The sequence below is a fragment of the Streptomyces sp. NPDC003038 genome, from assembly GCF_040611115.1.
Lineage (GTDB): Bacteria > Actinomycetota > Actinomycetes > Streptomycetales > Streptomycetaceae > Streptomyces.
Genome location: NZ_JBEXNN010000018.1, coordinates 16,943 through 41,847, shown reverse-complemented (window position 1 = coordinate 41,847; position 24,905 = coordinate 16,943). Strand labels below are relative to the sequence as shown.

Below are 24,905 nucleotides of genomic sequence, written 5' to 3'. Positions count from 1 at the left end.
GCGGCCGATCGCGTTTAGATGCGTCGTGCGACTTTCTTATTGACGGGGGAGATGACTGTCATGCCCGGTGGGGGTTTCGTCAGATTGCCAGGCGGCAGCGTGGTGGTCGCGCTCATGCTGCCCAGGCCCTCGGGAGAGGGCGGGAACGTCCGCGTGCTGGTGCACGCCGCGAACCGGGCCCGCGCCCTGACCAGGCTGCGGAACCTCGGCATGCGGGCCGTGTACCTGCGGGGCAACGCCCAGCCGCCGACGCCGGACGAGGTGACGGCCGTCCTGCACCACCCGGACGGCCTGCTGTGGCGCAGCGCCCCCGACCGCGTGGCGGAGCTCTGGCACCCGATCAGAGCCCTGCTGAGCGGCTGAAGGGCGCCTGGCCGACCAGGACCACCCCGGCCGCCCGCAGGTCCTCCAGCGCCCGCTCGGTGGTCTGAGGGGCGACGGCGGCCGTCAGGTCCAGGAGCACGCGGGTGGTGAAGCCGGCCCGGGCGGAGTCGAGGGCGGTGGCCCGGACGCAGTGGTCGGTGGCGATCCCGACGACGTCGACCTCGGTGACGTGCCGGTCCCGCAGCCACTGGGCGAGGCCGGCCCCGTTCTCGTCGGCGCCCTCGAACCCGCTGTACGCGGCCTCGTACGCGCCCTTGTCGAAGACGGCGGCGACGGCTCCGGACGCCACGGCGGGGGCGAAGTTCGGATGGAAGCCCACGCCCTCCGTTCCGGCGACGCAGTGGACGGGCCAGGAGGTCTCGTAGTCCGGCTCGGCCGGGGGGCGGGCGAAGTGCGCGCCGGGGTCGACGTGGTGGTCGCGGGTGGCGACGACGTGCCGGTAACCGGGCGTGGCCTGGCCGATGAGGTCGGTGACGGCGGCGGCGACGTCGGCCCCGCCGGTGACCGCGAGGCTGCCGCCTTCGCAGAAGTCGTTCTGGACGTCGACGACGATCAGTGCGCGGTGCATTTCCGTTGCCCTTCGCTCGGTGTGGCGGGTGCGGCGCAGAGCGCGGGGCTCTTTCCCCGCCCCCGCTTGCAGGGCTCTGCCCCGCCCCCCGCGCCTCAATCGCGGGCGGGGGCTGAAATCGCCCTGCGGGCCGCCGCCGGGTGGACGCCATCGGCCGGCTCCAGCCCCGCCGGGGCCCCTCCCCGGGGGTAGCCGGGGGAGTTCGAGGCGCGGCTCCGGGGCGGGGGCCCCGGGGGCCGGGCGCAGCCCCGCTTCGCCGCCCGGCCCGGCCCACGGGTGTGCCTCCGGCTGCGCCCCGGCGGAGCCGGTGCGGTCCCGCCGGGGCCACCCCGCGGGGCTACACGTACTCCGTCGGGATGACGGCCTCGCCGCGCGAGAGCTGCATCGCGGACAGGGGCAGGCCCGCCCGGGCGGCCCGGTGGCGGTCGCGCGCCGCCTCCAGCGGCTCGCGGGCGATCACCTCGCCCGCCTTGACCAGCTGGGTCAGGAGCTGGTGGTCGGCCAGCGCCGCCGGCACCGGGCCCGTCCCGACGACCTCGGCCTCGGCGACGCCGTCCGCGTCCGGCCGTCGGGCCGCCCACTTCCGGCCGCCGATCGAGGTCTTGCCGCCGGCGGCCTTCTTCGCCACCGGTACCAACGCGGCCTTCGGGTCCGCCGACGCGGCCCGCGCCACCAGCTTGTAGACCATCGAGCACGTCGGGTGCCCGCTGCCCGTCACCAGCTGGGTGCCGACCCCGTACGCGTCCACGGGCGCCGCCGCCAGCGAGGCGATGGCGTACTCGTCCAGGTCCGAGGTGACCACGATCCTCGTCGCCGTCGCGCCCAGCTCGTCCAGTTGCTGGCGCACCCGGTGGGCCACCAGCAGCAGGTCGCCGGAGTCGATGCGGACCGCGCCCAGCCCCGTACCCGCGACCTCCACGGCCGTCCGGACCGCTTCGGCGACGTCGTACGTGTCCACCAGCAGCGTCGTCCCGCCGCCCAGCGAGGCCACCTGCGCCGTGAAGGCGTCCCGCTCGCTGTCGTGCACGAGCGTGAAAGCGTGGGCGCTGGTGCCGACCGTCGGGATCCCGTACCGGAAGCCGGCCGCCAGGTCCGAGGTGGAGGCGAAGCCGCCCACGTACGCGGCGCGCGAGGCCGCGACGGCCGCCAGCTCGTGCGTGCGCCGCGCGCCCATCTCGATCAGCGGGCGCTCGCCCGCCGCCGAGGACATCCGGGAGGCGGCCGCCGCGATCGCCGAGTCGTGGTTCAGGATCGACAGGATGACGGTCTCCAGCAGCACGCACTCGGCGAAGCTGCCCTCGACCCGCAGGAGCGGCGAGCCGGGGAAGTAGACCTCGCCCTCCGGGTAGCCCCAGATGTCCCCGGAGAAGCGGTAGGAGGCGAGCCAGTCCAGGGTCCGCATGTCGACCACGGCCCGTTCGCGCAGGAATTCCAGCACCGCGCCGTCGAAGCGGAAGTTCTCCACGGCGTCGAGCACCCGGCCGGTTCCCCCCACCACCCCGTAGCGGCGCCCCTCGGGCAGCCGCCGGGTGAACACCTCGAAGACCGAGCGGCGGTCGGCGGTGCCGTTCGCCAGAGCGGCCTGCAGCATCGTGAGCTCGTAATGGTCCGTGAAGAGCGCTGTCGACGGCACGTCCACCGGCAGGCCCAGGTCCGCAGGGTTCATGACGGCGATGCTAGCGCACATTTCGTCAGAGTGACGAGATGTGGGTCCCGTTTGTGCGACCGGCCGTTGGCAGTGGCAGCATGGGACAAGTGAGTGTTGCTCCCATTGAGATCGAACGCACCGAATCGGCCGAAGAGACCTTCGCGGTCCCCGAACCCGACGTCCCCTGGGTGACCCTGGTGCACAACGACCCGGTCAACCTCATGAGCTACGTGGAGTACGTGTTCCAGGCGTACTTCGGCTACCCCAAACACAAGGCGCACAAGCTGATGCTCGACGTCCACCACAAGGGGCGGGCCGTCGTCTCCAGCGGCACCCGCGAGGAAATGGAGCGCGACGTGCAGGCCATGCACGGCTACGGCCTGTGGGCGACCCTCTCCCAGGACCGCGGCTGATGAGCGGACGGACCGGCATGTTCGAGGCCCTCAAGGACGGATCGGGCGCGTCCATCGTCCTCGACGAGATCGAGATCTCCATCCTCCGCTCGCTGGCGGTCCAGCTCCTGGAGCTGATCGGCCCCGGCGCTCCCGAGGCCGCCGAGGACGCCGACCCGCTGGCCGCGCTGTTCGCCGAGGGCCCCTCCGAGCCGCCGTCCGACCCGGCGCTGGCCCGGCTCTTCCCCGACGCGTACGGAGCCCCCGACGGCGCCGGCGACACGGGCGTGGACCCGGACGAGCTGAAGGCCCGCTCGGCGGAGTTCCGCCGCTTCACCGAGAACGACCTGCGCACCCGCAAGCGGGAGGACGCGCTGGCCGTCGTACGCAGTCTGGACGGGCTCGACCCGGCCGACGGCGGGGCGGCGGTGCTGGAGCTGACCGGGGAGCAGCCGCTGCGCTGGCTCGGCGCGCTCAACGACCTGCGCCTGACCATCGCGGCCCGCCTCGACATCACCGAGGACGACGAGAGCGCGGTGCTCTTCCGCCTGCCGGACGACGATCCGCGCAAGCCCATGGTGATGGCGTACCTCTGGCTCGGTGGTCTTCAGGAGAGCCTCATCGAGACCCTCTGAGGATCCCCGAGGGGGGAGCGGCGTTCGCTCAGCGGACGCTCAAATCCGGATAACGATCAGATCACCACGCTGTGGTGATCTGATCCATTTCCAGGCCTTTGTCCAAGATTCTCCGTGCCGTGTGTCACTTTTTCCGCCCGCGATATCCCGTCATCCCGTGATAAATCTTCACGATCGCCGACGGGACGCCACCCATGTCCCCCGGCCTGCTTGAACCGGCTGACCGCCGGCGTGCAACTCCATCCGTATCCGGGGGGATCGAGGACCCGATCCGCGGCCTGCAGAAGGCGCGGGTCGGCGTGGAGAAAGGCGCACCAGACATGACCTCTGTGCAGGTCGAGCAGCACGACAAGACGCCCGGCGAGGGCGCTCCGGGCGAGGGCGAGGGCTACCACCGCGCGCTCGGGGCCCGCCAGATCCAGATGATCGCGATCGGCGGAGCCATCGGCACCGGCCTGTTCCTGGGCGCCGGCAAGGCGATCTCCAAGGCCGGCCCGAGCCTGATCCTGGCCTACGCCATCGCGGGCCTGGTCATCTTCTTCATCATGCGGGCCCTGGGCGAACTGCTCATGTACCGCCCCGTGGCCGGTTCCTTCTCGGACTACGCCCGCGAATTCCTGGGCCCCTTCTGGGGATACGTGACCGGCTGGACGTACTGGCTCTTCTGGGTGGTCACCGGCATCACCGAAGTCACCGCGGCCGCCCAGTACATGGCGTACTGGACCCACGACAGCTTCCCGCAGTGGGCGTACGCGCTGATCTTCACCGTCATCCTCTACGGCGCCAACCTGATCTCCGTGAAGCTCTTCGGCGAGCTGGAGTTCTGGTTCTCCATGGTCAAGGTCACCGCCATCGTCGGCATGATCCTGATCTGCGCCGGAATCCTCACCATCGGCTTCTCCGATGCCGGGGACACCGCCACCGTCACCAACCTGTGGAGCGACGGCGGCTTCTTCCCCAAGGGCATCGGCGGCACGCTGATGACCCTGCAGATCGTCATGTTCGCCTTCCTGGCGGTCGAGCTGGTCGGCGTCACCGCCGGCGAGTCCAAGGACCCCGAGAAGACCCTGCCCAAGGCCGTCAACACCGTGCCGTGGCGCATCGCCGTCTTCTACGTCGGCGCGCTGATCATGATCCTGTCGGTCGTCCCGTGGCACGAATTCCAGCCGGGCGTCAGCCCCTTCGTCGCCGCCTTCGAGAAGATGGGCCTCGGCGTGGGCGCCGCCATCGTCAACTTCGTGGTGCTGACCGCCGCCCTGTCCTCCTGCAACTCGGGCATGTACTCCACCGGCCGCATGCTGCGCGACCTCGCGCTCAACGGCCAGGGTCCGAAGTTCTTCACCAGGCTCACCAAGAGCGGCACGCCGCTCATCGGCACCACCTTCTCCGCCGCGCTGATGCTGGCGGGCGTCTGGATCAACTACGTCGCCCCGGGCAAGGCCTTCGACTACGTCGTCTCCTTCGCCACCATCTCCGGCATGTGGGCCTGGATCATGATCCTCGTCTGCCAGATCCGCTACCGCGCCAAGGCCGACCGGGGGGAACTGCCCCAGTCGTCCTTCCGGGCGCCCGGCGCCCCGTGGACCAGCTGGTTCGGGCTGCTCTTCATCGGGATGGTCATCGTGATGATGGGCATCGACAAGGACGCCCGGGTCTCCCTGTACTGCGCCCCGCTGTGGGGGCTCGTCCTCGGCCTGTCCTACCTGGCCCTGAAGTCCCGCAACCCGCGCGGAGCCGCCTTCACCAAGGCCTCGTAGCCGCCACCACCGCGGGACCGCCCGCGCGGCGCGTGAGGCCGGTGAGCCCGCCCGCCGGGGGTTGTGTCCAGCATCCGGGCCCTTCCGTACCACTCCTCGGTACGGGAGGGCCCGTCTGCTTATCCTGTCGCTCATGCTGACCCTCACCCAGGCCCTGTACGACCAGATCGTCGAGCACGCCCGCCAGGACCACCCCGACGAGGCGTGCGGTGTGGTGGCCGGCCCGGCGGGCACCGGCCGCCCCGAGCGGTTCATCCCGATGCTCAACGCGGCCCGCTCGCCCACCTTCTACGAGTTCGACTCCAAGGACCTGCTGAAGCTCTACCGCGAGCTGGACGACCGCGACGAGGACCCGGTGATCGTCTACCACTCGCACACCGCGACCGAGGCCTACCCGTCGCGCACGGACGTCACGTACGCGAACGAGCCCGCAGCGCACTACGTGCTGGTCTCGACGGCGGACAAGGACGGCCTCGGCGAGTTCCAGTTCCGCTCGTACCGGATCGTCGACGGCGTGATCACCGAGGAAGAAGTGCGGGTCGTAGAGGCCTACTGACCAACATGTGAGCGGTCACCGTCCACGATGCGGGATCCCACTCCAAACCGGGGACCGGGAATCGTTAACATGACCGCATGGTTTCCCACGACGTGAGCATCGAGACGCCCGGCAGGCTGCTGCTTGTGGCGCGGCTGCACGTCGATCTGTGCCGCCTCGCCAGCGCGATCTGTCCTGCCGCCTGAGCACCACAGCGCCCCACAGCCCTCTCGCGCGGGGGCAACAAGAACCGCGCGCCCTGACGTTCTCACGCCCCTTCACGACACTGGAGCCAGCCATGGCCATCGAGGTCCGCATCCCCACCATCCTGCGCACGTACACCGACGGCCAGAAGGCCGTCGAGGGCAGCGGTGCCACCCTGGACGAGCTCTTCGCCGACCTCGACACCCGCCACAAGGGCATCCGGGAGCGCATCGTCGACGAGTCGAAGGGCGGCGAACTGCGCCGCTTCGTGAACGTCTACCTCAACGACGAGGACGTCCGCTTCCTCGCCGGCATCACCACCGAGCTCTCCGACGGCGACAGCGTGACCATCCTCCCCGCCGTGGCCGGCGGATCGAAGTAATGCGCTACGACTCCCCTCTGGCCGCGGTCGGCAATACGCCGCTGGTCCGGCTGCCCCGGCTGTCGCCCTCCGCCGACGTGCGGATCTGGGCCAAGCTGGAGGACCGCAACCCCACCGGCTCGATCAAGGACCGCCCCGCGCTCCACATGGTCGAACAGGCGGAGAAGGACGGCCGGCTCCACCCGGGCTGCACGATCCTGGAGCCCACCTCGGGCAACACCGGCATCTCGCTGGCGATGGCGGCCAAGCTCAAGGGCTACCGCATCGTGTGCGTGATGCCGGAGAACACCAGCCAGGAGCGGCGTGACCTGCTGGCCATGTGGGGAGCCGAGATCATCCCGTCGCCGGCTGCCGGCGGCTCGAACACCGCGGTCCGGGTGGCCAAGGAACTGGCGGCGGAGCACCCGGACTGGGTGATGCTCTACCAGTACGGCAACCCGGACAACGCGGGCGCGCACTACGCCACGACGGGCCCGGAGATCCTCGCGGACCTCCCGTCCATCACCCACTTCGTGGCGGGCCTGGGCACGACCGGCACCCTGATGGGCGTCGGCCGCTACCTGCGCGAACACGTCGAGGGAATCAAGATCGTCGCGGCCGAACCGCGCTACGACGACCTGGTCTACGGCCTGCGCAACTTGGACGAGGGCTTCGTCCCGGAGCTGTACGACGCCTCCGTACTCACCAGCCGCTTCTCGGTCGGCTCCGCGGACGCGGTCACCCGCACCCGCGAGCTCCTCCAGCAGGAGGGCATCTTCGCGGGCGTCTCCACCGGGGCGGCCCTGCACGCGGCGATCGGCGTCGGCCGCAGGGCGGTGGCCGCGGGCGAATCGGCGGACATCGTCTTCGTCGTGGCCGACGGGGGCTGGAAGTACCTCTCGACGGGGGTCTACACGGCTGCGACGACGGAGGAGGCCATCGAGGTCCTCCAGGGCCAGCTCTGGGCGTAGCCGCGTGCGGGCCCTCTGTCGGGGTCCCGTCGGCGTCGCCGCGTGCGGCCTCTCTGCCGGGGCTCCGCCCCGGACCCCGTACGGCGCCGCGCCGGCGTAGCAGCCTGCGGGCCCTCTGCCGGGGCTCCGCCCCGGACTCCGTACGGCGCCGCGCCGGCGTAGCAGCCTGTGGCCCCCCTGCCGGGGCTCCGCCCAGACCCCGTACGGCGCCGCGCGCCCGCGCCTCACGTCACGCCCTCCGCCGGCGATCGAGGCGCGGGGCCCGGGGCCCGGCGCACCCCGGCCCGGGAACACGACGTCGCGGCACCCCCACCGGCACGGGCCCACGGCACCGGATCCGCCCCGGGCGACGGGCGCCGGGGCGTCGCGGCACCCACACCGGGCGGCACCGGCTCCGCCTCGCCCCCGGGGCGACGGGCGACGGCCGGTTAGCCCGGCCGTTCCGCGAGCACGGCGGCGTGGCTCGACCCCGGATGCTTGACCGCGGTCGACAGGGCTGACCGCCCCGGCCCGCCGCCCGCCAGGGCGCACAGGCGGGCCAGTTCCGCACCGCCCCGCCTCCGGGGGTTCGTACACGCGCCCCGCCCGGATCATCCGCTCATCCGCCGCGGCCTCCCGGCCCGCCGAGGCCCTGGATCTCGTCCCACAGCGCCGGGTCCAGCAGTCCGACCCTGGTCCGCAACTCCCACACCGACACCTCGGCCGGCCGATCCGCCTCCAGGAAACTCGGCCGGCCCTGCGTCCCCTCCGTCCCCGGGGGCAGCGGGAGCACCCCGGCCCGCCGGTCGTCGTACTTCCCGGTGATCCACGCGACGCGCACGCGGCGGGTCCGTACCGCCCCCACCGCCAGGACCAGACACGTCCGGCCGTCCGCCAGACGCCACAGCTCGCCCGCCCGCGGCCGGGGCGGCGGGCCGGCTCCGTGCGCAGGCGGGGCCCGGCGGGGCATCCCCAGCCGTTCCCCGGCGACCAGCACCACCAGCGCCACGGCCACGACCGCGGCCACGGCGGGCCACCAGGACGTGTCCATGCTTCGACCGTAGCCGCGCCGCGCGCCCCCGGCACGGCAGCGCAGCGGCCCCCGCACGGCAGCGCAACGGCGCCTGGCACGGCGGCGCATGGCTACGCCCGTGCCCACCGTCGCTCCCCCGAGTGACACCACAGGTGATTCCCCCCACAACGGCCCGCCGCGGAGGAGCGACCGAGGGTTTCGCGCCTTACGCTCGACGCACGCACGGCCCGCATTCCGTCCACGGACCGTCCACGGAGGTTCACGCTCCATGAAGCTCACCGTCGTCGGCTGTTCGGGGTCGTTCCCGTCCGCGGAATCGGCCTGTTCGAGCTACCTCGTCGAGGCCGACGGCTTCCGGCTGCTCCTCGACATGGGCAACGGCGCGCTGGGCGCCCTCCAGCGCCATTGCGGCCTCTACGACCTCGACGCGATCTTCCTGAGCCACCTGCACGCCGATCACTGCATCGACATGTGCGCGTACTTCGTCGCCCGCTACTACCGGCACGAGGGCGGCCGCTGCGGCACCATCCCCGTCTACGGCCCCGAGGGCACCGAACAGCGCCTGACCGCCGCCTACGAGGACGTCCCCGACGAGCGCTCGATGAGCGAGGTCTTCGACTTCCGCACCCTGAAGTCGGCCACCTTCGAGATCGGACCCTTCCGGATCCGTACGGAGAAGGTCTGCCACCCGGTCGAGGCGTACGGCATCCGCATCGAGCACGACGGCCGCTCGCTCACGTACTCCGGTGACACCGGCGTCTGCCCCGAGCTGGGCCTGCTCGCCGAGGGCACCGACCTCTTCCTCTGCGAAGCCTCCTTCACGCACGGCAAGGAGGACATCCCGGACCTCCACCTCAACGGCCGCGAGGCCGGCGAGTACGCCCGCGTCGGCCGGGTCGGCCGGCTCGTCCTCACCCACATCCCGCCGTGGACGGACGCCGGACAGAACCTCGCCGACGCCCGCGCGGTCTACGACGGCCGCGTCGACCTGGCGTACCCGGGCGCCGTCTACGAGATCTAGCGGGCACCCGGCGGTCGGGAGGCCCGAGGGCCGCCCGGCGCCGATGACGCGCATCGCCGAAGCCCCCTGTCCTTCACGAGGAAGGACAGGGGCTTCGGTTCTGAAAAATGCCGGGTGCGGCGGGCAGCCGCGGGGACTACTTGGCCTCGGCCTTCACCAGCTCGGCGAGCTCCTCGTCGGACTCGCGGCCCGGGGTGGGGAGGTTGAACTTGGTGATCGCGAAGCGGAAGACGACGTAGTAGACGACCGCGAAGCAGAGGCCGACCAGGACCAGCATCCACGGCTTGTCCGCGATGCCCAGGTTCAGCAGGAAGTCCACCAGGCCCGCCGAGAAGCCGAAGCCGTCACGCATGCCCAGGGCCCAGGTCAGCGCCATGGAGACACCGGTCAGCACCGCGTGGATCGCGTACAGCACCGGCGCGATGAACATGAAGGTGAACTCGATCGGCTCGGTCACACCGGTGACGAAGGAGGTGAGCGCGAGGGAGAACATCATGCCGCCGACGACCTTGCGGCGCTCGGGGCGGGCGCAGTGGACGATCGCGAGGCAGGCCGCGGGGAGCGCGAACATCATGATCGGGAAGAAGCCGGTCATGAACTGTCCGGCGCTCGGGTCACCGGCGAGGAAGCGGCCGATGTCACCGTGGACGGCGCCGTTGGGGGTGTCGAACGAACCGGCCTGGAACCACGGGAAGGAGTTCAGCAGGTGGTGCATGCCGATCGGGATCAGCGCACGGTTGGCGACACCGAAGATGCCCGCGCCGACCGCGCCGGAACCGGTCAGCCACTCACCGAAGTTGTGCAGACCCGTGCCCAGCACCGGCCAGATCAGGCCGAAGACGATGCCCGTGACCAGGCCCGCGAGCGCGGTGAGGATCGGGACGAGGCGGCGCCCGCCGAAGAAGCCCGCCCAGTCGGGCAGCTTGGTCCGGTAGAACTTCTGGTAGAGCAGGGCCGTGATGATGCCCATCACGACACCGCCGAGGACCCCGGCGTTGACGGCGGCGTCCACCATGACGATCTTGCCGCCGACGACCTTGGCGACCTGGGGCAGGTTGCTGTCGGTGAAGGTGGCGAGGACCTTCTGGAAGACCAGGTAACCGGTGACGGCGGCGAGGGCGGTGGAACCGTCGGACTTCTTGGCGAAGCCGATCGCGATGCCGACGGCGAACAGCAGCGCCATGTTGTCGAGGATCGCGCCGCCGCCGGCGGCCATGTAACCCGCGATCTTGAGGATGAACGTCGGGAAGACGTCCTTGTCGCCGAGCATGTCGTCCGCGCCGAGACGCAGCAGCAGGGCGCCTGCGGGCAGCACCGCGACGGGGAGCATCAGGCTCCGGCCGATGCGCTGCATGACAGCCATCGCTCCGGAGCCCTTCTTCTTCTCGGCCGCCGGGGCAGCGCTAGCCGTGGACACAACTTCCTCCAGGGGGCAAGGCGCCGCCCGGGGACAAGGAAGAAGGGTGGCGGCGTCTCAGAAAGGGGGACCGCGAGGGCCGGATCAAGCCACCGCGTGGTCTACACCAATAGGTGGTGTAGACCAGTTGTAACACGGTGAGGGTTAGATAAGGAACCTTCGTTTTCATGTGGCCTACGCCACACCGGCGCCGCCAACGGCCCACCACCGGGGCCTCCGGACCCACGGACATGCCGAAGGCCCCCGGAACCTGGGATCCGGGGGCCCGCGCGGCAGGGCCCAAGGGCCTCAGCGCGCCATGCCGACCGCTACGCCTTGGTGTTCTCCGCCTGCATCGCCGCGATCTCCTCGTCCGACTCCCGGCCCGGCGTCGGGATGTCGAACTTCGTGATCGCGAAGCGGAAGACCACGTAGTAGACGAGGGCGAAGGCGAGACCGATCGGAATGATCAACCAGGGCTTCGTCGCCAGACTCCAGTTGATGACGTAGTCGATCAGACCCGCCGAGAAGCTGAAGCCGTCCTTCACCCCCAGCGCCCACGTCACCGCCATCGACACACCCGTCAGCACCGCGTGGATCACGTACAGCAGCGGCGCCACGAAGAGGAAGGAGTACTCCAGCGGCTCCGTGATGCCGGTGACGAAGGACGTCAGGCCGACCGACAGCATCAGGCCACCCACCTCCTTGCGCCGCTGCGGCTTGGCACAGTGCGTGATCGCCAGCGCCGCCGCCGGAAGGGCGAACATCATGATCGGGAAGAAGCCGGTGAGGAACTGACCGGCATCCGGGTCACCCGCCAGGAACATGTTGATGTCACCGTGCACCGTCTGCCCGTCCGGCTTCGTGAAGCTGCCGAACTGGAACCACACCGGCACGTTCAGGAACTGGTGCAGGCCGATCACCAGCAGCGCCCGGTTCGCGATGCCGAAGAGCCCGGCACCCCAGGCACCCAGACCGATCAGCCAGTCGGAGAAGCTCTCCAGCGCACCGCCGATCGGCGGCCAGATCCACAGGCACAGCGCGGCGAAGGCGATCGCGACGAAGGACATGATGATCGGCACCAGCCGGCGGCCGTTGAAGAAGCCGAGCCAGTCGACCAGCTTCACCCGGTGGTAGCGCTGCCAGAACCAGGCGGTCAGCAGGCCCATCACGATGCCGCCGAAGACCCCCGGATTCTGGAACGTGTACCCCGCGAAGGCATCGGCCTGCCCCAGGCAGCCGCCCCTGATGTCCCGCGTGCCCTCGGGGCAGTCCTTGGGGAAGGCGTGCAGCACACCCCGGTAGACGAGGAAGCCCGCCACCGCCGCCAGCGCGGTCGAGCCGTCCGCCTTCTTCGCCATGCCGATCGCGACGCCGATGCAGAACAGCAGCGGCAGCCCGAGGTCCGCGTCCAGCAGCGCCCCGCCTGCGCCCGCCATCACCTTGGCGACGTTCGTCCAGTTCAGGCCCTCGGAGCCGAACACGTCCGGCTGGCCGAGGCGGTTGAGGATGCCTGCCGCGGGCAGGACCGCGATCGGCAGCTGCAGACTCCGCCCCATCTTCTGCAGTCCCTGGAACAGGCTGTTCCACCACCTGCTCTCCGGCACTGCTGCGGCGCTGCTCGCGCTCATCGGCGTCCTCCCTGACCGACCCGGTTTCTGGCAGTCGCAACATGTGCGGCACACTGGTGTAGACCAGTCGTGGGGCAGGCTGCTGCTGATGGTCATCATTCGACAGAAGCCCGGCATGCGCCCGCGTAGATGGGCCAACCGTGAGCTACCGTGACAAAGCGGACCACGCTGGTTACGGCCGCCGAGACTCGTTCTTCGTAACACTCAGGGAGAAACACATGGCCACCAAGGCTGAGAAGATCGTCGCCGGGCTCGGCGGTATCGAGAACATCGAAGAGGTCGAAGGCTGCATCACCCGCCTGCGCACCGAGGTCATCGACCCGAGCAAGGTCGACGAGGTCGCACTCAAGGCCGCCGGCGCCCACGGCGTCGTCAAGATGGGCACCGCGATCCAGGTCGTCATCGGCACCGACGCCGACCCGATCGCCGCCGACATCGAAGACATGATGTGACCTGAGCCGTACCCGCAGGCCCCCCGCACGAAGGCCCCCCGTACGGAGGCCTCCGCACGAAGGCCCCGTACGAAGACGCCGTACGAAGACGCCGTACGAGACGCCGCCTGAAGACCCCGTCCCGGACCACCCGGACGGGGTCTTCGCGTTCCCCCGCAGGAGCTAGGCTCGAACCATGTCTCGCATCGACGGCCGCACGCCCGAACAGCTCCGCCCGGTCACCATCGAACGCGGATGGAGCAAGCACGCCGAGGGCTCCGTCCTCATCTCCTTCGGAGACACGAAGGTCTTCTGCACCGCCTCCTTCACCGAAGGCGTCCCGCGCTGGCGCAAGGGCAGCGGCGAAGGCTGGGTCACCTCCGAATACTCGATGCTGCCCCGCTCCACCAACACCCGCGGCGACCGCGAATCCGTACGCGGCAAGATCGGCGGCCGCACCCACGAGATCTCCCGCCTCATCGGCCGCTCCCTGCGCGCCGTCATCGACTACAAGGCCCTCGGCGAGAACACCATCGTCCTGGACTGCGACGTCCTCCAGGCCGATGGCGGCACCCGCACCGCCGCCATCACCGGCGCGTACGTCGCCCTCGCCGACGCCGTCGCCTGGGGCCAGAAGAAGAAGCTCATCAAGGCCGGCCGCAAGCCGCTCACCGGCACCGTCGCCGCCGTCAGCGTCGGCATCGTCGACGGCGTCCCCCTCCTCGACCTCTGCTACGAGGAGGACGTACGGGCCGAGACGGACATGAACGTCGTCTGCACCGGCGACGGCCGCTTCGTCGAGGTCCAGGGCACCGCCGAAGGGGAGCCCTTCGACCGCAAGGAACTCAACGCCCTCCTGGACCTCGCCGCCGGAGGCTGCGCAGACCTGGAAGCCATCCAGCTGCGCGCGCTGGACCTGCCCGCTCTGTAGGGGGCAACCGCCGGGCCCGTCCCGGCGTCATGGAAGATACGGGCGCACGGTGTCACAACCGTGCGCCCGTCCACGTATCCGAACCCTTGGGGGACCCGAAATGAAGCAGAAGTACCGCATCGCCGCCGTGGTGGCCGCCGCCGCCCTGTCCGTCTCCGCCCTGACGGCGTGTGACGCCATCTCCACGGCGATGGACTGCGCGAACACCGCCGTCGCCATCACGGACGGCGCCAACGACCTCCAGCAGGCGGTCTCCCAGGCGGGCAACAGCCCGCAGGAGGCCCAGAACGCGCTCAACCAGATCGAGTCGAACCTCAAGAAGATCGGCGACCAGACGGGCAACGCCGACCTCGGCAAGGCCATCGACTCGATGAACACGGCCGTCAAGAACGTCCGCACCGCCATCGAAAACGGCAACCCCACCCCCGACATCAAGCCGGTCGCGGACGCGGCGAGCGAGATCTCCAAGGTGTGCACCCCGGGCTGACGGCGCTGACATGACTGACCGGGCTGGCGGGGCCGGCGGGCTGGCGGGGTTGACCGGGCTGACCGGACGACGGGGGCGGCCGGAATAATGGCCCCCATGAGCAGCAGCCGCCTGATCCTCGCGACCCGCAACGCGGGCAAAGTCTCCGAACTCCGCGCCATCCTGTCCGACGCCGGCCTGCCGCACGAGCTGGTCGGCGCGGACGCGTACCCCGAGATCCCGGACGTCAAGGAAACCGGCGTCACCTTCGCCGAGAACGCCCTCCTCAAGGCCCACGCCCTGGCCCAGGCCACCGGCCTCCCGGCCGTGGCCGACGACTCCGGCCTCTGCGTGGACGTCCTCGGCGGCGCCCCCGGCATCTTCTCCGCCCGCTGGGCCGGCACTCACGGCGACGACGAGGCCAACCTGCGCCTCCTCCTGGCCCAGCTCTCCGACATCGCCCCGGAACACCGCGGCGCCCACTTCTTCTGCGCGGCGGCCCTGGCCCTCCCGGACGGCACCTCCCGCGTGGTCGAGGGCCGCCTCCTGGGCACCCTGCGCCCCACCCCGTCGGGGACGGGCGGCTTCGGCTACGACCCGATCCTCCAGCCGCTCGGCGAAACCCGCACCTGCGCGGAGCTCTCGGCGGCGGAGAAGAACGCCATCTCCCACCGCGGCCAGGCCTTCCGCGCCCTGGTCCCGGTGGTCCGCGACCTCCTGGGCTGACGCCTGCCGTTCACGCCGAAGGCCCGGCTCTGAGAGCCGGGCCTTCGTACGAGTGCGGCCGGGGGGATTCGAACCCCCACGGGATCTCTCCCACGGCGTTCTAAGCGCCGCTCGGCTGCCTGATTTCGACACGGCCGCTTGGTGCTGCCATGGTAGCGGTCGAGCGCGAGTTGTGCGTTAGTGCGTCATGTAGCGCGCCGACGGGCTCCTCCCCGACACCAGGTGTTCGTGACCGCATGACAGTTGGGGCAGAGCAGCCGCAGGTTCTCGCGCCGGTCGTCGCTCCAGTCGCCGTTGATGTGGTCGACCTCCAGCGTCATGGGCAGGCCGCGCCAGCCAGGAGGTGTTCCGCACATGTCGCAGCACTCTGGGACGCCGACCTCGCGCAGAGCGCGCCGTAGGAGGAGGGTGCGGGTGCGTCGCTTTCCGTCGTGCTTGATGAGGATGTTCTCGGCAGGCCTCGCGGCAGTGTGACCCGGCTTACCGCGTTGATGGGCCTGACCGAGGAAGTGCGCTGTCGACAGGCAGTCCTCGCGGATCCACTGCTTGAGTGCCTCGTTCATGCTGCCGGAGGGCTTCCAGCCCAGGCGGCGCAGGGTTTCCGCGAACGAGCAGGAGGTGGCAACGGCTTCACGCAAGACGGCGCCTTCGGGCTTCACGCGCCAGGCGTAGTTGCGGCGTTGGCGCGTGATGTGAGTGAAGTGCGTGATGTCGATGCCGTACTTGTGGAACCTTCCGAGCAGGTATCTGTCGAGCCGGGGGTAAGCCTCGGTGCCGAGGTGGGCGATGACCTGGTCGATGTCACGGCACCGTGCGGCGGCCTCCGACAGAACCTCGCGGGAGTAGACCTTGCGGACCCTCATCGACGGCGGCCCTTCGCTCGGCCGCGGTATGTGTCCGTGGTGGAGTGGCAATTGGGGCAGAGCAGCCGGAGGTTCTCCGGACGGTTGTCGCGCCAGTCGCCGTCGATGTGGTCGACCTCCAGCGGCAGCGGGTACCCCTGCCAGGTGGGATCGGTGCCGCACAACTGGCACTGTTCTGGGACGCCCAGTGATGCGAGCGCCCGCTTGAGTTGCTCACTCTGTGCCCGGCGGGCGTGAGCCCCGTCCTGCTTGACGAGGACCGACTCCGGGGTCCGCCGGGTCTTGGGGCGTCCCGCAGGGGAGGGCAGCGTGAAATGCGCGGTGTCTATGCCGAACGCCTTCACGCGGCGGGTGATGTGGGTGTGGTGGCCGCCCACCACCTCAAGGCCGAGCCGCCGTAGAACCGCGCACATGGTGGTCGAGGCGGCGACCGCCTCCGCCAGAATCTCCCTCGTCCACTTCGCTCCCTCCACCTGAAAGTGCGACGTGTCCACTCCCAGCTTCCGCATGCGGTCGTGCAGGTAGCGCCGTGAGCCGCTCTTCGGATCCACCCCCAGCTTCACCAGCGCCTCGGACAGCGTCCGTGACCCCTCCGCCGCCTCCGCGAGGCGCTCCCTCGTGTACGGACTGATCGGCATGGCCCCTCCATTTCTCGGCCGCGCGTTCGCAGCCTCGTACGGAGTAACGGACCGATAGTCGGACGGTTGCGACCTTTTCCGTCCGATAAACGGCAGCGACCCGCACCAGTTGGTGCGGGCCGCTGCCGATCGCGGGGAAGGGCGGGGGTCAGATGCCCAGATCCTTGATGATCTTGGCTACGTGGCCGGTGGCCTTCACGTTGTAGAAGGCCTGCTCGACCTTGCCGTCCCCGTCCACGACCACCGTCGAGCGGATGACCCCGGTCACGGTCTTGCCGTACAGCTTCTTCTCGCCGTACGCGCCGTACGCCTCCAGAATCTTCTTCTCGGGGTCGCTAACCAGGGTGACCTTCAGGCTCTCCTTCTCGCGGAACTTCGCGAGCTTCTCCGGCTTGTCCGGGGAGACGCCGATGACGTCGTAGCCCGCCGAGGCCAGGACGGCCAGGTTGTCCGTGAAGTCGCAGGCCTGCTTGGTGCAGCCCGGCGTCAGGGCGGAGGGGTAGAAGTAGACGATCACCTTGCGGCCGGTGTGGTCGGCGAGCGAGACCTCGTTGCCGTCCGCGTCGGGCAGGGTGAAGGCGGGGGCGATGTCGCCCGGCTGGAGTCGCTCACTCATCTTGACAGTCTCCTCGGCAGGGGATCGGTATGGCACGAGCCTAAGCTGAGTCAGCTGACAGACTGTCCATGACGGATCACGATCACGACCACGACGATGGAGGCAGCGCGGTGCCGGAAGCCAGGACCCCCGCACAGATCGAGGCGGACATCGTCCGCCGCCGCGAGCAGCTCGCCGAGACGCTCGACGAGATCGGTGTGCGCATGCACCCGAAGACGATCATCGGGGACGCCAAGGCCAGGGTCGCCTCGACGGTCGACCACACCGCCGGGCGTGCCTTCGTGGCGGTGAACCGTCTTGTGACGGACGCGAAGGCCGGCCTGCGCCACGAGGACGGGTCTGCGCGCATCGAGCGGATCGTGCCCGTCGCGCTGCTCGCGGCGGGTGTGGTCGGCCTGCTCGTGGTGTCGGCGCGCCGTAAGCGTTGATGACCCTCCGGAGTGCGGCACGGGTGCGGGCAGGTAGGTTCGGGTCGTGAGCGAGAACACCACCCACGACAAGATGCCCATCCGCATGCTGCACGACCGCGTGCTCGTGAAGTCCGATCTGCCCGAGGGCGAGCGCCGCTCGGGCGGCGGCATCCTGATCCCGGCGACGGCCGCGGTGGGCAAGCGGCTGGCCTGGGCCGAGGTGGTTGCGGTCGGGCAGAACGTACGGAGTGTCGAGCCCGGCGACCGGGTGCTGTACGACCCCGAGGACCGGGCCGAGGTCGAGGTGCGGGGTGCGACGTACGTGCTGATGCGCGAGCGGGATCTGCACGCGGTGGCGGCGGAGCGGCTGGAGGGGTCGAAGGACTCCACGGGGCTCTACCTCTGACGTTGGACGTGGGGCCTGTGGCTCGGCGGTGGGTGAGAAGGGCTGGTGGCCGAGGTCACCAGCCCTTTCGGCTGCCCTTTGCTACGGTGGACGGGTACCCCGACGAGACGCGCCGTACCGGGTTCTGGACAAGACGACGCACCCTGTATCGCTCTCGTCCGGAGGTGTCTGTCATGGCCTGGGTCCTGCTGCTTGTCGCCGGTCTGCTCGAAGTCGGCTGGTCGATCGGCATGAAATTCACCGAAGGCTTCACCCGGCTCTGGCCCAGTGTGTTCACGGGCGCCGGGATCGTCGCGAGCATGGTGTTGCTGTCCTACGCCGCGAAATCGTTGCCGATCGGTACGGCGTACGGGGTGTGGGTGGGCATTGGCGCTGCCGGGGCGGCGGTGCTGGGTATGGCGGTGCTGGGTGAGCCCGTGACCGCCGCCCGGATCTTCTTCATCTGTCTGCTGCTGGTCGCCGTGGTGGGGCTGAAGATGACCTCCGGTCACTGACCTCACTGACCTCACCGACCGGCGGCCGGCTACTCAAGGAATGCGGACGGCGGGCGCTGGCCTTCGGTGACGCCGCCGTCCGTGCCCTGGGTGCCGGTGGTGGTGCCCCCTTCGTCGCCTTGGGTGGCGCCTCCCTGGGTCTGTCCTCCTTGCGTCTGCCCTCCCTGGGTCTGACCGCCGTTCGTCTGGCCGCCGTTCGTCTGGCCTCCCTGGGTCTGGCCGCCTTGCGTCTGCCCTCCCTGCGTCTGGCCGTCCGTCGGCGGGTTCGGCGGGCTGGGCGGGTTCGGGCGCGTCGGCGGATTGGGCCGGCCCGGGTTCGTCGGCGGGCGGTCGCCTCCCGGTGTCTCCTGCTCGGGGTCGGACGGTGCGGGCGGCGGGCTCGGGGGCGGGGCCGCGCCGGGCTGGAGTTCCAGGTCGAAGTCGACGGGGTCGGTGCCCTCCAGTGCCGTCTTCGTGTACGCGGCCCAGATGCGGGCCGGGTAGCCGCCCCCGCCGATCCGGGCTTCGCCGAGGGTGTTGTACAGCGACTGGAGGCTGCCGGTGTCCGGGTCCTGGCCCATCATCGCGACGACCGTGACCAGGTTCGGGGTGTACGCCGCGAACCAGGCGGAGCGGTCGAGTTCGCCGGTGCCGGTCTTGCCGGCCGCGGGGTGGCCGGCGGCGAGGGCTGCCGTACCGGTGCCGTTGTCGACGACGCTGACCAGCATGGAGGTGGTGGTGTCGGCGGCTTCGCGGCTGATGGCCTGGGTGGGGCCGCGGTCGGGCAGGCCGATGGTGTCGCCGTCCTTGGTGATCTCTTCCAGGAAGGTGTAGGGGGTGTGGCGGCCGTGGTCCGCGAGGGTCGCGTACGCCTGCGTCATGTCGAGGACGCTGGCCTGCATGGTGCCCAGTGCCATGGCGGGGCCCGCGTCGAAGTTCGGGGTGTTCTCGGGGATGCCGAGGGCGACGGCGGTCTGTTTGACCTCGTCGGTGCCGACGTCGACGGCCATTTGCGCGAAGACGGCGTTGACGGAGAGGTCGGTGGCGGTGTTGACGGTGATGTTGCCGTAGGACACCTGGCCCTCGTTCTCGGGGGCGTAGGGGATCCGGGTGCCGACGACGCGGCGTTTGTTGTCGCCGTTGTAGATCGTGTGCGGGGTGATCCGGCGGCCGTCCTGTGTGCGTGCGTCGTTCTCGACGGCGGCGGCGAAGACGAACGGCTTGAAGGTGGAGGCGACCTGGTAGTCGTGCCGGGTGGCGTTGTTGACGTACTGCTTGGTGTAGTCGATGCCGCCGTACAGGGCGACGACCTTGCCGGTGGCGGGGTCGATGGAGACTCCGCCGGCGCGTACGAACCGGTCGGCCTTGCGTGTCGCGGGGTCGAGTCTGCTGACCATCTGGTCGTCGACGGCCTCGACGAAGGCGTTCTGGCGGCGCCTGTCGATGGTGGTGGTGATGCGGTATCCGCCCTCGGCGAGGGTTTTGTCGTCGAGGATCTCGCGGTCGACGATGTAGTCCTTGATCGCCTCTACGAGGTAGCCGCGCTGCCCGGACAGTCCTGCGGCCGGGCGGACCTTGCCGGGCTCGGGGAACGGTGTGGTCGCGCGTTCGGCGGCGGACATCCAGCGCTTCTTGACCATGCCGTCGAGGACGTAGTTCCAGCGGGCGACGGCGCGGGGGCGTGCGCGGGGGTGAGAGACGACGTCGAAGGCGCTGGGGGAGTTGAGGAGGGTGGCGAGGTAGGCGCCCTCGGCGGTGGTGAGTGTGCCGACGTCCTTGCCGTAGTAGGCCTGGGAGGCGGCCTGGATGCCGTAGGCGTTGCGGCCGAAGTAGCTGGTGTTCAGATAACCCTCCAGGATGTAGTCCTTCGACTTCTCGCGACCGAGTTTGATCGCGATGAAGAACTCTTTGACCTTGCGTTTGATGGTCTGTTCCTGGCCCAGGTAGTAGTTCTTGACGTACTGCTGGGTGATGGTCGAGCCGGACTGGGTGCCCTTGCCGGTCGCGGTGTTCCAGGCGGCGCGGACCATCGCCTTGGGGTCCACCGCCCGTTCGGAGTAGAAGTCCCGGTCCTCGGCGGCCAGTACGGCTTCCTGGACGGTGCGCGGGATCTGTGAGAGCGGGACGTTGACGCGGTTGACCTCGCCGTCGCGGGCGAGGGGGGAGCCGTCGGAGTAGAGGTAGAGGTTGGACTGGGCGGTGGCGGCGGCGTTGGCCGGGGGGATGTCGACCAGCAGGTAGCCGGCGAGGAGGGCGCCGCCGAGCAGCAGGGCGAGGACCAGGACGCCGCCCACGACCATGCGCCAGGTGGGGAAGGCCCGGCGCCAGCCGGTCCGCTTCCGGCCGGTCTTCTTCCCGGGCTTGCGGGGAGTGGCCGGTCCTCCCGGTTCCCGCCGCGGCCGCTGTTCGTGGGGTGTGTCCGGGTCACGAGGGATCCAGCCGGGTGGTGGGGACTGGTCGCTCATCTCCAGGACTCCTCGGCGCCGTGCGAAATATCCACTTCTGTACCTCATGGTGTCTACCGGATGGCCGGTGATTCCGCTCCGGACGGGCGTAAATCGGTCGCGTGGATCGCCCCTCCGCACTAAGCTCGCGCGCTTTGGCCGACGTAGGAACGACGTGGGAAACGGAGGGATACGGTGCGTCAGAGGGCGGGTGGGACAGTGCGTCTCTACCTCGAGGTCGCGGCCGGCGGATTCCGGCGCTACGCCACCTACGGGACGGCGACGGCGGCCGGGGTGTTCACCAATACGGTGTTCGGTTTCATCGTCGCGTACACGTACATCGCACTGTGGGACGAGCGGCCGGGACTCGGCGGTTACGACCAGGCGCAGGCGCTGACCTTCGTGTGGGTGAGCCAGTCGCTGCTCGCCGCCAGTGCGCTCATCGGGGGCGGCTTCCAGGAGGAGGTCCAGGAGCGGATCCGTACGGGTGACATCGCCGTCGACCTGTATCGGCCGGCGGACCTTCAGATGTGGTGGCTGGCGGCGGACATGGGCCGGGCCTGCTTCCAGCTGCTGGGGCGGGGGTTGGTTCCGCTGGTGGCGGGGTCGCTGGCCTTCCAGTTGGCCCTGCCGACGGATCCGTCGCGCTGGCTGCTGTTCCTGGTGTCCGTCACGCTCGGGCTGGTGGTGAGCTTCGCGGTGCGCTACCTGCTGGGGCTGGCGGCCTTCTGGCTGATGGACGGGGCCGGGATCAACATGATGGCCACCGTCGTCTCGATCTTCTTCTCCGGGATGCTGCTGCCGCTGACGGTGTTCCCGGGCGGCTTCGGCGAGTTCGTCCGGGCGCTGCCGTGGGCGGCGATGCTCCAGGTGCCGATGGACGTGCTGCTGGGCCGGCATGCGGGGGCCGGGGCCGTGGCCGGGGCGCTGGGGTTCCAGGCCGCGTGGGCGTGCGTACTGCTGGGAGTGGGGCGGCTGTTGCAGTCGGCCGCGACGCGCAAGGTGGTGGTCCAGGGTGGCTGAGCTGGTGCTGGAACGGGACCGGGTGGTGCTGGACGTACCGCAGCGCAATCGCGCCGTGGAGGGGCTGCGCGGCTACGGACTGATCGTGGCGATGTGGATCCGGTCGACGATGACGTACCGGACGTCGTTCTTCCTGTCGACCTTCGGGAACGCGGCGATCACGCTCCTCGACTTCGTCGCGATCTACATCATGTTTTCGCACGTGGACGTCCTCGGCGGCTTCACGCTGCCCGAGATCGCCCTGCTGTACGGATCCTGCTCGGCCTCCCTGGGCCTGGCGGACCTGCTGCTGGGCAATACGGACCGGATCGGGACCCGGATCCGCGACGGGTCGCTCGACACCATGCTGGTGCGTCCGGTTCCGGTGCTCGCGCAGGTCGCGGCGGACCGCTTCGCGCTGCGCCGGCTGGGGCGGGTCGCGCAGGGGCTGGCGGTGCTGGTCTGGGCGATGTGGGTGCTGGGTCCGGGCGGTCCGGCAGGTCTGGGGGCTCCGGGGGCTCCGGGGGTGGACTGGACGGTCGGGAAGGTGCTGCTGGTGCCCGTGATGGTCGTGGCCGGCGCGGCGATCTTCGCGGCGGTGATGGTGGCCGGCGCGGCGTTCCAGTTCATCGCGGGGGACGCGGCGGAGGTGCAGAACTCCTTCACGTACGGCGGCTGCACGATGCTCCAGTACCCGCCGACCGTGTTCGCGAAGGACCTGCTGCGCGGCGTGACCTTCATCCTTCCGCTGGCCTTCGTCAACTGGCTGCCCGCCCTGCACATCCTGGGGCGGCCCGATCCGCTGGGGCTGCCGGGGTGGGTCGCCTACGTCAGCCCGCTGGTGGCCTTCGCGGTGTTCCTGCCCGCGTCGCTGGCATGGCGCGTGGGAGTCCGTTCGTATCGAAGTACGGGGAGCTGAACGATGGCAGAGGCATTGATCGCGCTGGACGGGGTCGAGAAGGTCTTCGACGTACGGCGCCGAGTGAGCCTGATGCGCCGGGAGAAACGCCAGGTCAGGGCGGTCGACGGGATCAGCTTCGAGGTGGCGCGGGGCGAGATGGTCGGCTACATCGGGCCCAACGGCGCCGGGAAGTCGACCACGATCAAGATGCTGACGGGCATCCTGACGCCGAGCGGCGGCCGGCTGCGGGTCGCGGGCATCGACCCGGCGCGGGAGCGAATGCGCCTCGCGCACCGGATCGGGGTGGTCTTCGGGCAGCGCACGACGCTGTGGTGGGACCTGCCGCTGAAGGACTCGTACGGGCTGATGCGGCGGATGTACCGGATTCCGGCGGCGCGGTTCAAGGAGAACCTGGAGCGCTGCGTGGACCGGCTGGACCTGGCGGAGCTGCTCGACGTACCGGTGCGGCAGTTGTCGCTGGGGCAGCGGATGCGCGGGGACATCGCGGCGGCGCTGCTGCACGATCCGGACGTGCTGTACCTGGATGAGCCGACGATCGGGCTGGATGTGGTGAGCAAGGCGAAGGTACGGGGCTTCCTGCGGCAGCTGAACGAGGAGCTCGGCACGACGGTGCTGCTGACGACGCACGACCTCCAGGACATCGAGCAGCTGTGCGAGCGGGTCATGGTGATCGACCACGGCCGGCTGATGTACGACGGGGCGCTGGCCGGGCTGCACTCGGCGGGGTCGGTGGGGGAGAGCGAGCGGACGCTAGTGGTCGATCTGGAACGGGAGCTGGCGCCGATCAGCGTGGCGGGGGCGCGGGTGGTGAAGGTTGACGGGCCGCGGCAGTGGCTGGCGTTCCCGGCGGGGGCTTCGGCCGCGCCGCTGGTGGCGGCGGTGGCGGCGGAGTATCCGCTGGTGGACCTGTCGGTGCGGGAGCCGGACATCGAGGACGTGATCGCGCGGATGTACGCGGGGCGGGGGTGAGGGACCGGGGGCGGGACGGGGAGGGGGTGGGGGCCGGGTCGGGCCCGGGTGGGGTCGGGTGGGGGTCGGGTGGGGGCTGCGTCAGGGAGGAATCCGGGGCGCGGGTCAGGGAGAAACCCGGGGCGCGCGTCCCGGGTAAGTCATACAACTGCCCTGCGTCTCTGCATAGGCTGGTGTTCATGAGTGACGAGCGGCCGGAGAAGCCGTTGCCGGAGCTGAGGGCGTCGGATGCCGACCGGGACCGGGTGGTGGAGCGTCTGCGGGATGCCGTCGCCGAGGGCCGGCTCGACATGGAGGAATTCGAGGAGCGGCTGGAGGCGGCGTACAAGTCCCGCACGTACGCGGAGCTGGAACCGCTCACACGGGACCTGCCGGCGGCCCTGACCCCCATGCCGGCGGCCGCGGGGGCCGGCTCGGGCTCGGCCTGGCAGGCGCGGATCGGCGGCGCGGGGGACTCGAAGACGGCCGTCGCCGTCATGTCGGGGTTCCAGCGCAAGGGGCGGTGGACGGTGCCCGCCCGTTTCGACGCGGTGGCGTTCTGGGGCGCCGGGGAGCTCGACCTGCGCGAGGCGGACTTCGCCCAGCGGGAGGTCGTGATCAACTGCGTCGCGATCATGGGCGGCATCGAGATCACGGTGCCGCCGGGGGTGGAGGTCGACGTACGGGGCTTCGGTTTCATGGGCGCCTTCGACCAGCGTGACAGCCCGGGCCCGAGCCGGCCGGGCGCCCCGCGGGTGGTCGTGACGGGCTTCGCCTTCTGGGGCGGCGTGGACGTCAAGGTCAAGGAACCGAAGCACTTGGGCGGCGGCCCGCACCGCAAGGAGCTGTAGCGGGCACCGCCCCACCGCCCCTGCGGTGGTCCGGTACGCGGGCGGGGGGTTGGGTGTGGGGCCGGGACGGGCATGCGGGTCGGGTGGGCAGTCTCCCGCGCGGGCCTGGCCCGCTCCCGGTCGGCGGCAGGCCGGGGCGGCATGGGACGCTTGCGAGCCGGGGCCGGGGGTCGCGGCCGCGGCCGCAGGGCCTCGGGCAGGCCGATCTGGACCGCACCCCCCCGCGGGAGCGAAATGGCGTGGCGGGAACTCTTCACACCGCC

The 24,905-nt window shown here is 70.4% G+C and carries 29 protein-coding genes, 1 tRNA gene and 1 riboswitch; of the genes, 20 read left to right on the top strand and 10 right to left on the bottom strand.

Going from position 1 to position 24,905, the window contains the following annotated elements; genetic code table 11:
• Positions 1-60 precede the first annotated feature (60 nt).
• Positions 61-363 carry a hypothetical protein gene (locus ABZX75_RS22280; RefSeq protein WP_355413126.1) on the top strand — a complete coding sequence of 101 codons (303 nt, stop codon included), beginning with the start codon at positions 61-63 and terminating at the stop codon, positions 361-363.
• On the opposite strand, the gene ABZX75_RS22275 is transcribed toward ABZX75_RS22280, so the two are convergent.
• Positions 341-952 carry an isochorismatase family protein gene (locus ABZX75_RS22275; RefSeq protein ID WP_355413124.1) on the bottom strand — a complete coding sequence of 204 codons (612 nt, stop codon included), beginning with the start codon at positions 950-952 and terminating at the stop codon, positions 341-343. The genes ABZX75_RS22280 and ABZX75_RS22275 overlap by 23 nt on opposite strands.
• Before the next feature lie 337 nt (positions 953-1,289).
• Positions 1,290-2,618, bottom strand: a complete 1,329-nt coding sequence (locus ABZX75_RS22270; RefSeq protein WP_355413122.1) for a nicotinate phosphoribosyltransferase — start codon at positions 2,616-2,618, stop codon at positions 1,290-1,292.
• 80 nt (positions 2,619-2,698) lie between these two features.
• Here ABZX75_RS22270 and clpS point away from each other — a divergent pair, with 80 nt between their 5' ends.
• The 7 genes from clpS (at position 2,699) to ABZX75_RS22235 (ending at position 7,455) form a co-directional block, all read left to right on the top strand.
• Positions 2,699-3,013: an ATP-dependent Clp protease adapter ClpS gene (gene clpS, locus ABZX75_RS22265; protein WP_355413120.1), complete on the top strand. Its 315-nt coding sequence runs from the start codon at positions 2,699-2,701 to the stop codon at positions 3,011-3,013.
• A complete protein-coding gene (locus tag ABZX75_RS22260) occupies positions 3,013-3,627 on the top strand; it encodes a DUF2017 domain-containing protein (protein ID WP_355413118.1) in 615 nt (204 codons plus the stop codon). The genes clpS and ABZX75_RS22260 overlap by 1 nt, the downstream gene beginning before the upstream one ends.
• 320 nt (positions 3,628-3,947) lie before the next feature.
• Entirely contained in the window at positions 3,948-5,384 is a 1,437-nt protein-coding gene (locus ABZX75_RS22255) for an amino acid permease (RefSeq protein ID WP_355413116.1), read from the top strand.
• Between the two features lie 133 nt (positions 5,385-5,517).
• On the top strand, positions 5,518-5,940 hold the full coding sequence (locus ABZX75_RS22250) for a M67 family metallopeptidase (protein WP_355413114.1): 423 nt from the start codon (positions 5,518-5,520) through the stop codon (positions 5,938-5,940).
• Positions 5,941-6,017: 77 nt separating this feature from the next.
• On the top strand, positions 6,018-6,125 hold the full coding sequence (locus ABZX75_RS22245) for a putative leader peptide (RefSeq protein WP_311736929.1): 108 nt from the start codon (positions 6,018-6,020) through the stop codon (positions 6,123-6,125).
• Between the two features lie 92 nt (positions 6,126-6,217).
• Positions 6,218-6,505 carry a MoaD/ThiS family protein gene (locus tag ABZX75_RS22240; RefSeq protein WP_355413112.1) on the top strand — a complete coding sequence of 96 codons (288 nt, stop codon included), beginning with the start codon at positions 6,218-6,220 and terminating at the stop codon, positions 6,503-6,505.
• Positions 6,505-7,455 carry a cysteine synthase gene (locus ABZX75_RS22235; protein ID WP_355413110.1) on the top strand — a complete coding sequence of 317 codons (951 nt, stop codon included), beginning with the start codon at positions 6,505-6,507 and terminating at the stop codon, positions 7,453-7,455. The genes ABZX75_RS22240 and ABZX75_RS22235 overlap by 1 nt, the downstream gene beginning before the upstream one ends.
• Positions 7,456-8,053: 598 nt before the next feature.
• Here the strand turns inward: ABZX75_RS22235 and ABZX75_RS22230 are convergent.
• Positions 8,054-8,485, bottom strand: a complete 432-nt coding sequence (locus tag ABZX75_RS22230) for a hypothetical protein (RefSeq protein ID WP_355413108.1) — start codon at positions 8,483-8,485, stop codon at positions 8,054-8,056.
• Positions 8,486-8,735: 250 nt separating this feature from the next.
• Between ABZX75_RS22230 and ABZX75_RS22225 the strand changes: the two genes are divergently transcribed.
• A complete protein-coding gene (locus ABZX75_RS22225) occupies positions 8,736-9,488 on the top strand; it encodes an MBL fold metallo-hydrolase (RefSeq protein ID WP_355413106.1) in 753 nt (250 codons plus the stop codon).
• 136 nt (positions 9,489-9,624) lie between these two features.
• On the opposite strand, the gene ABZX75_RS22220 is transcribed toward ABZX75_RS22225, so the two are convergent.
• Together ABZX75_RS22220 and ABZX75_RS22215 are read right to left on the bottom strand one after the other, a co-directional pair.
• On the bottom strand, positions 9,625-10,905 hold the full coding sequence (locus ABZX75_RS22220) for a PTS transporter subunit EIIC (protein ID WP_355413104.1): 1,281 nt from the start codon (positions 10,903-10,905) through the stop codon (positions 9,625-9,627).
• A 308-nt stretch (positions 10,906-11,213) separates the two neighbouring features.
• Entirely contained in the window at positions 11,214-12,515 is a 1,302-nt protein-coding gene (locus tag ABZX75_RS22215; protein ID WP_355413102.1) for a PTS transporter subunit EIIC, read from the bottom strand.
• 140 nt (positions 12,516-12,655) lie between these two features.
• Between ABZX75_RS22215 and ABZX75_RS22210 the strand changes: the two genes are divergently transcribed.
• The 4 genes from ABZX75_RS22210 (at position 12,656) to rdgB (ending at position 15,069) form a co-directional block, all read left to right on the top strand.
• A complete protein-coding gene (locus ABZX75_RS22210; RefSeq protein ID WP_355413100.1) occupies positions 12,656-12,967 on the top strand; it encodes a PTS glucose/sucrose transporter subunit IIB in 312 nt (103 codons plus the stop codon).
• 175 nt (positions 12,968-13,142) lie between these two features.
• Positions 13,143-13,877, top strand: a complete 735-nt coding sequence (gene rph, locus ABZX75_RS22205; protein WP_355413098.1) for a ribonuclease PH — start codon at positions 13,143-13,145, stop codon at positions 13,875-13,877.
• Positions 13,878-13,977: 100 nt separating this feature from the next.
• Positions 13,978-14,364 (top strand): hypothetical protein, encoded by a 387-nt coding sequence (locus ABZX75_RS22200; protein WP_355413096.1) that lies wholly within the window; start codon positions 13,978-13,980, stop codon positions 14,362-14,364.
• Between the two features lie 96 nt (positions 14,365-14,460).
• Positions 14,461-15,069: an RdgB/HAM1 family non-canonical purine NTP pyrophosphatase gene (gene rdgB / locus ABZX75_RS22195; protein ID WP_355413094.1), complete on the top strand. Its 609-nt coding sequence runs from the start codon at positions 14,461-14,463 to the stop codon at positions 15,067-15,069.
• A 53-nt stretch (positions 15,070-15,122) separates the two neighbouring features.
• On the opposite strand, the gene ABZX75_RS22190 is transcribed toward rdgB, so the two are convergent.
• From ABZX75_RS22190 to bcp, 4 genes are all read right to left on the bottom strand, one after another.
• Positions 15,123-15,207: transfer RNA gene (locus tag ABZX75_RS22190), tRNA-Leu, on the bottom strand.
• 47 nt (positions 15,208-15,254) lie between these two features.
• The gene (locus tag ABZX75_RS22185) at positions 15,255-15,932 is read right to left on the bottom strand and encodes an HNH endonuclease (RefSeq protein ID WP_355413092.1); all 678 of its coding nucleotides are present in this window, start codon (positions 15,930-15,932) and stop codon (positions 15,255-15,257) included.
• Positions 15,929-16,570 (bottom strand): HNH endonuclease signature motif containing protein, encoded by a 642-nt coding sequence (locus tag ABZX75_RS22180; RefSeq protein WP_355413090.1) that lies wholly within the window; start codon positions 16,568-16,570, stop codon positions 15,929-15,931. The genes ABZX75_RS22185 and ABZX75_RS22180 overlap by 4 nt, the downstream gene beginning before the upstream one ends.
• Positions 16,571-16,718: 148 nt before the next feature.
• Positions 16,719-17,186 (bottom strand): thioredoxin-dependent thiol peroxidase, encoded by a 468-nt coding sequence (gene bcp / locus ABZX75_RS22175; protein WP_355413088.1) that lies wholly within the window; start codon positions 17,184-17,186, stop codon positions 16,719-16,721.
• A 110-nt stretch (positions 17,187-17,296) separates the two neighbouring features.
• Between bcp and ABZX75_RS22170 the strand changes: the two genes are divergently transcribed.
• The 3 genes from ABZX75_RS22170 (at position 17,297) to ABZX75_RS22160 (ending at position 18,496) form a co-directional block, all read left to right on the top strand.
• The gene (locus ABZX75_RS22170) at positions 17,297-17,614 is read left to right on the top strand and encodes a DUF3618 domain-containing protein (protein WP_355413269.1); all 318 of its coding nucleotides are present in this window, start codon (positions 17,297-17,299) and stop codon (positions 17,612-17,614) included.
• Between the two features lie 46 nt (positions 17,615-17,660).
• Entirely contained in the window at positions 17,661-18,002 is a 342-nt protein-coding gene (locus ABZX75_RS22165) for a co-chaperone GroES (RefSeq protein WP_355413086.1), read from the top strand.
• Positions 18,003-18,071: 69 nt separating this feature from the next.
• A riboswitch (guanidine-III (ykkC-III) riboswitch) is annotated at positions 18,072-18,145 on the top strand.
• A gap of 30 nt (positions 18,146-18,175) precedes the next feature.
• On the top strand, positions 18,176-18,496 hold the full coding sequence (locus tag ABZX75_RS22160; protein WP_355413084.1) for a multidrug efflux SMR transporter: 321 nt from the start codon (positions 18,176-18,178) through the stop codon (positions 18,494-18,496).
• A 29-nt stretch (positions 18,497-18,525) separates the two neighbouring features.
• On the opposite strand, the gene ABZX75_RS22155 is transcribed toward ABZX75_RS22160, so the two are convergent.
• The gene (locus ABZX75_RS22155; RefSeq protein WP_355413082.1) at positions 18,526-20,940 is read right to left on the bottom strand and encodes a transglycosylase domain-containing protein; all 2,415 of its coding nucleotides are present in this window, start codon (positions 20,938-20,940) and stop codon (positions 18,526-18,528) included.
• Between the two features lie 198 nt (positions 20,941-21,138).
• On the opposite strand from ABZX75_RS22155, the gene ABZX75_RS22150 reads away from it, so the two are divergent.
• From ABZX75_RS22150 to ABZX75_RS22135, 4 genes are all read left to right on the top strand, one after another.
• Positions 21,139-21,942, top strand: a complete 804-nt coding sequence (locus tag ABZX75_RS22150; RefSeq protein WP_355413080.1) for an ABC-2 family transporter protein — start codon at positions 21,139-21,141, stop codon at positions 21,940-21,942.
• Between the two features lie 91 nt (positions 21,943-22,033).
• On the top strand, positions 22,034-22,840 hold the full coding sequence (locus tag ABZX75_RS22145; protein ID WP_355413267.1) for an ABC transporter permease: 807 nt from the start codon (positions 22,034-22,036) through the stop codon (positions 22,838-22,840).
• A gap of 3 nt (positions 22,841-22,843) precedes the next feature.
• Positions 22,844-23,812, top strand: a complete 969-nt coding sequence (locus ABZX75_RS22140) for an ATP-binding cassette domain-containing protein (RefSeq protein ID WP_355413078.1) — start codon at positions 22,844-22,846, stop codon at positions 23,810-23,812.
• 179 nt (positions 23,813-23,991) lie between these two features.
• Positions 23,992-24,642, top strand: a complete 651-nt coding sequence (locus tag ABZX75_RS22135; protein ID WP_355413076.1) for a DUF1707 domain-containing protein — start codon at positions 23,992-23,994, stop codon at positions 24,640-24,642.
• Positions 24,643-24,905 lie beyond the last annotated feature (263 nt).

Bases quoted from the DNA above. Each gene is read 5' to 3' on its own strand.
- ABZX75_RS22155 (WP_355413082.1), bottom strand. From the start codon at position 20,940: ATGAGCGACCAGTCCCCACCACCCGGCTGGATCCCTCGTGACCCGGAC.
- rdgB (WP_355413094.1), top strand. From the start codon at position 14,461: ATGAGCAGCAGCCGCCTGATCCTCGCGACCCGCAACGCGGGCAAAGTC.
- ABZX75_RS22225 (WP_355413106.1), top strand. From the start codon at position 8,736: ATGAAGCTCACCGTCGTCGGCTGTTCGGGGTCGTTCCCGTCCGCGGAA.
- ABZX75_RS22260 (WP_355413118.1), top strand. From the start codon at position 3,013: ATGAGCGGACGGACCGGCATGTTCGAGGCCCTCAAGGACGGATCGGGC.
- ABZX75_RS22160 (WP_355413084.1), top strand. From the start codon at position 18,176: ATGGCCTGGGTCCTGCTGCTTGTCGCCGGTCTGCTCGAAGTCGGCTGG.
- ABZX75_RS22235 (WP_355413110.1), top strand. From the start codon at position 6,505: ATGCGCTACGACTCCCCTCTGGCCGCGGTCGGCAATACGCCGCTGGTC.
- ABZX75_RS22280 (WP_355413126.1), top strand. From the start codon at position 61: ATGCCCGGTGGGGGTTTCGTCAGATTGCCAGGCGGCAGCGTGGTGGTC.
- ABZX75_RS22135 (WP_355413076.1), top strand. From the start codon at position 23,992: ATGAGTGACGAGCGGCCGGAGAAGCCGTTGCCGGAGCTGAGGGCGTCG.
- clpS (WP_355413120.1), top strand. From the start codon at position 2,699: ATGGGACAAGTGAGTGTTGCTCCCATTGAGATCGAACGCACCGAATCG.
- ABZX75_RS22250 (WP_355413114.1), top strand. From the start codon at position 5,518: ATGCTGACCCTCACCCAGGCCCTGTACGACCAGATCGTCGAGCACGCC.
- ABZX75_RS22255 (WP_355413116.1), top strand. From the start codon at position 3,948: ATGACCTCTGTGCAGGTCGAGCAGCACGACAAGACGCCCGGCGAGGGC.
- ABZX75_RS22240 (WP_355413112.1), top strand. From the start codon at position 6,218: ATGGCCATCGAGGTCCGCATCCCCACCATCCTGCGCACGTACACCGAC.
- ABZX75_RS22200 (WP_355413096.1), top strand. From the start codon at position 13,978: ATGAAGCAGAAGTACCGCATCGCCGCCGTGGTGGCCGCCGCCGCCCTG.
- ABZX75_RS22215 (WP_355413102.1), bottom strand. From the start codon at position 12,515: ATGAGCGCGAGCAGCGCCGCAGCAGTGCCGGAGAGCAGGTGGTGGAAC.
- ABZX75_RS22140 (WP_355413078.1), top strand. From the start codon at position 22,844: ATGGCAGAGGCATTGATCGCGCTGGACGGGGTCGAGAAGGTCTTCGAC.
- ABZX75_RS22180 (WP_355413090.1), bottom strand. From the start codon at position 16,570: ATGCCGATCAGTCCGTACACGAGGGAGCGCCTCGCGGAGGCGGCGGAG.
- ABZX75_RS22145 (WP_355413267.1), top strand. From the start codon at position 22,034: ATGTGGATCCGGTCGACGATGACGTACCGGACGTCGTTCTTCCTGTCG.
- ABZX75_RS22230 (WP_355413108.1), bottom strand. From the start codon at position 8,485: ATGGACACGTCCTGGTGGCCCGCCGTGGCCGCGGTCGTGGCCGTGGCG.
- ABZX75_RS22270 (WP_355413122.1), bottom strand. From the start codon at position 2,618: ATGAACCCTGCGGACCTGGGCCTGCCGGTGGACGTGCCGTCGACAGCG.
- rph (WP_355413098.1), top strand. From the start codon at position 13,143: ATGTCTCGCATCGACGGCCGCACGCCCGAACAGCTCCGCCCGGTCACC.
- ABZX75_RS22185 (WP_355413092.1), bottom strand. From the start codon at position 15,932: ATGAGGGTCCGCAAGGTCTACTCCCGCGAGGTTCTGTCGGAGGCCGCC.
- bcp (WP_355413088.1), bottom strand. From the start codon at position 17,186: ATGAGTGAGCGACTCCAGCCGGGCGACATCGCCCCCGCCTTCACCCTG.
- ABZX75_RS22245 (WP_311736929.1), top strand. From the start codon at position 6,018: ATGGTTTCCCACGACGTGAGCATCGAGACGCCCGGCAGGCTGCTGCTT.
- ABZX75_RS22275 (WP_355413124.1), bottom strand. From the start codon at position 952: ATGCACCGCGCACTGATCGTCGTCGACGTCCAGAACGACTTCTGCGAA.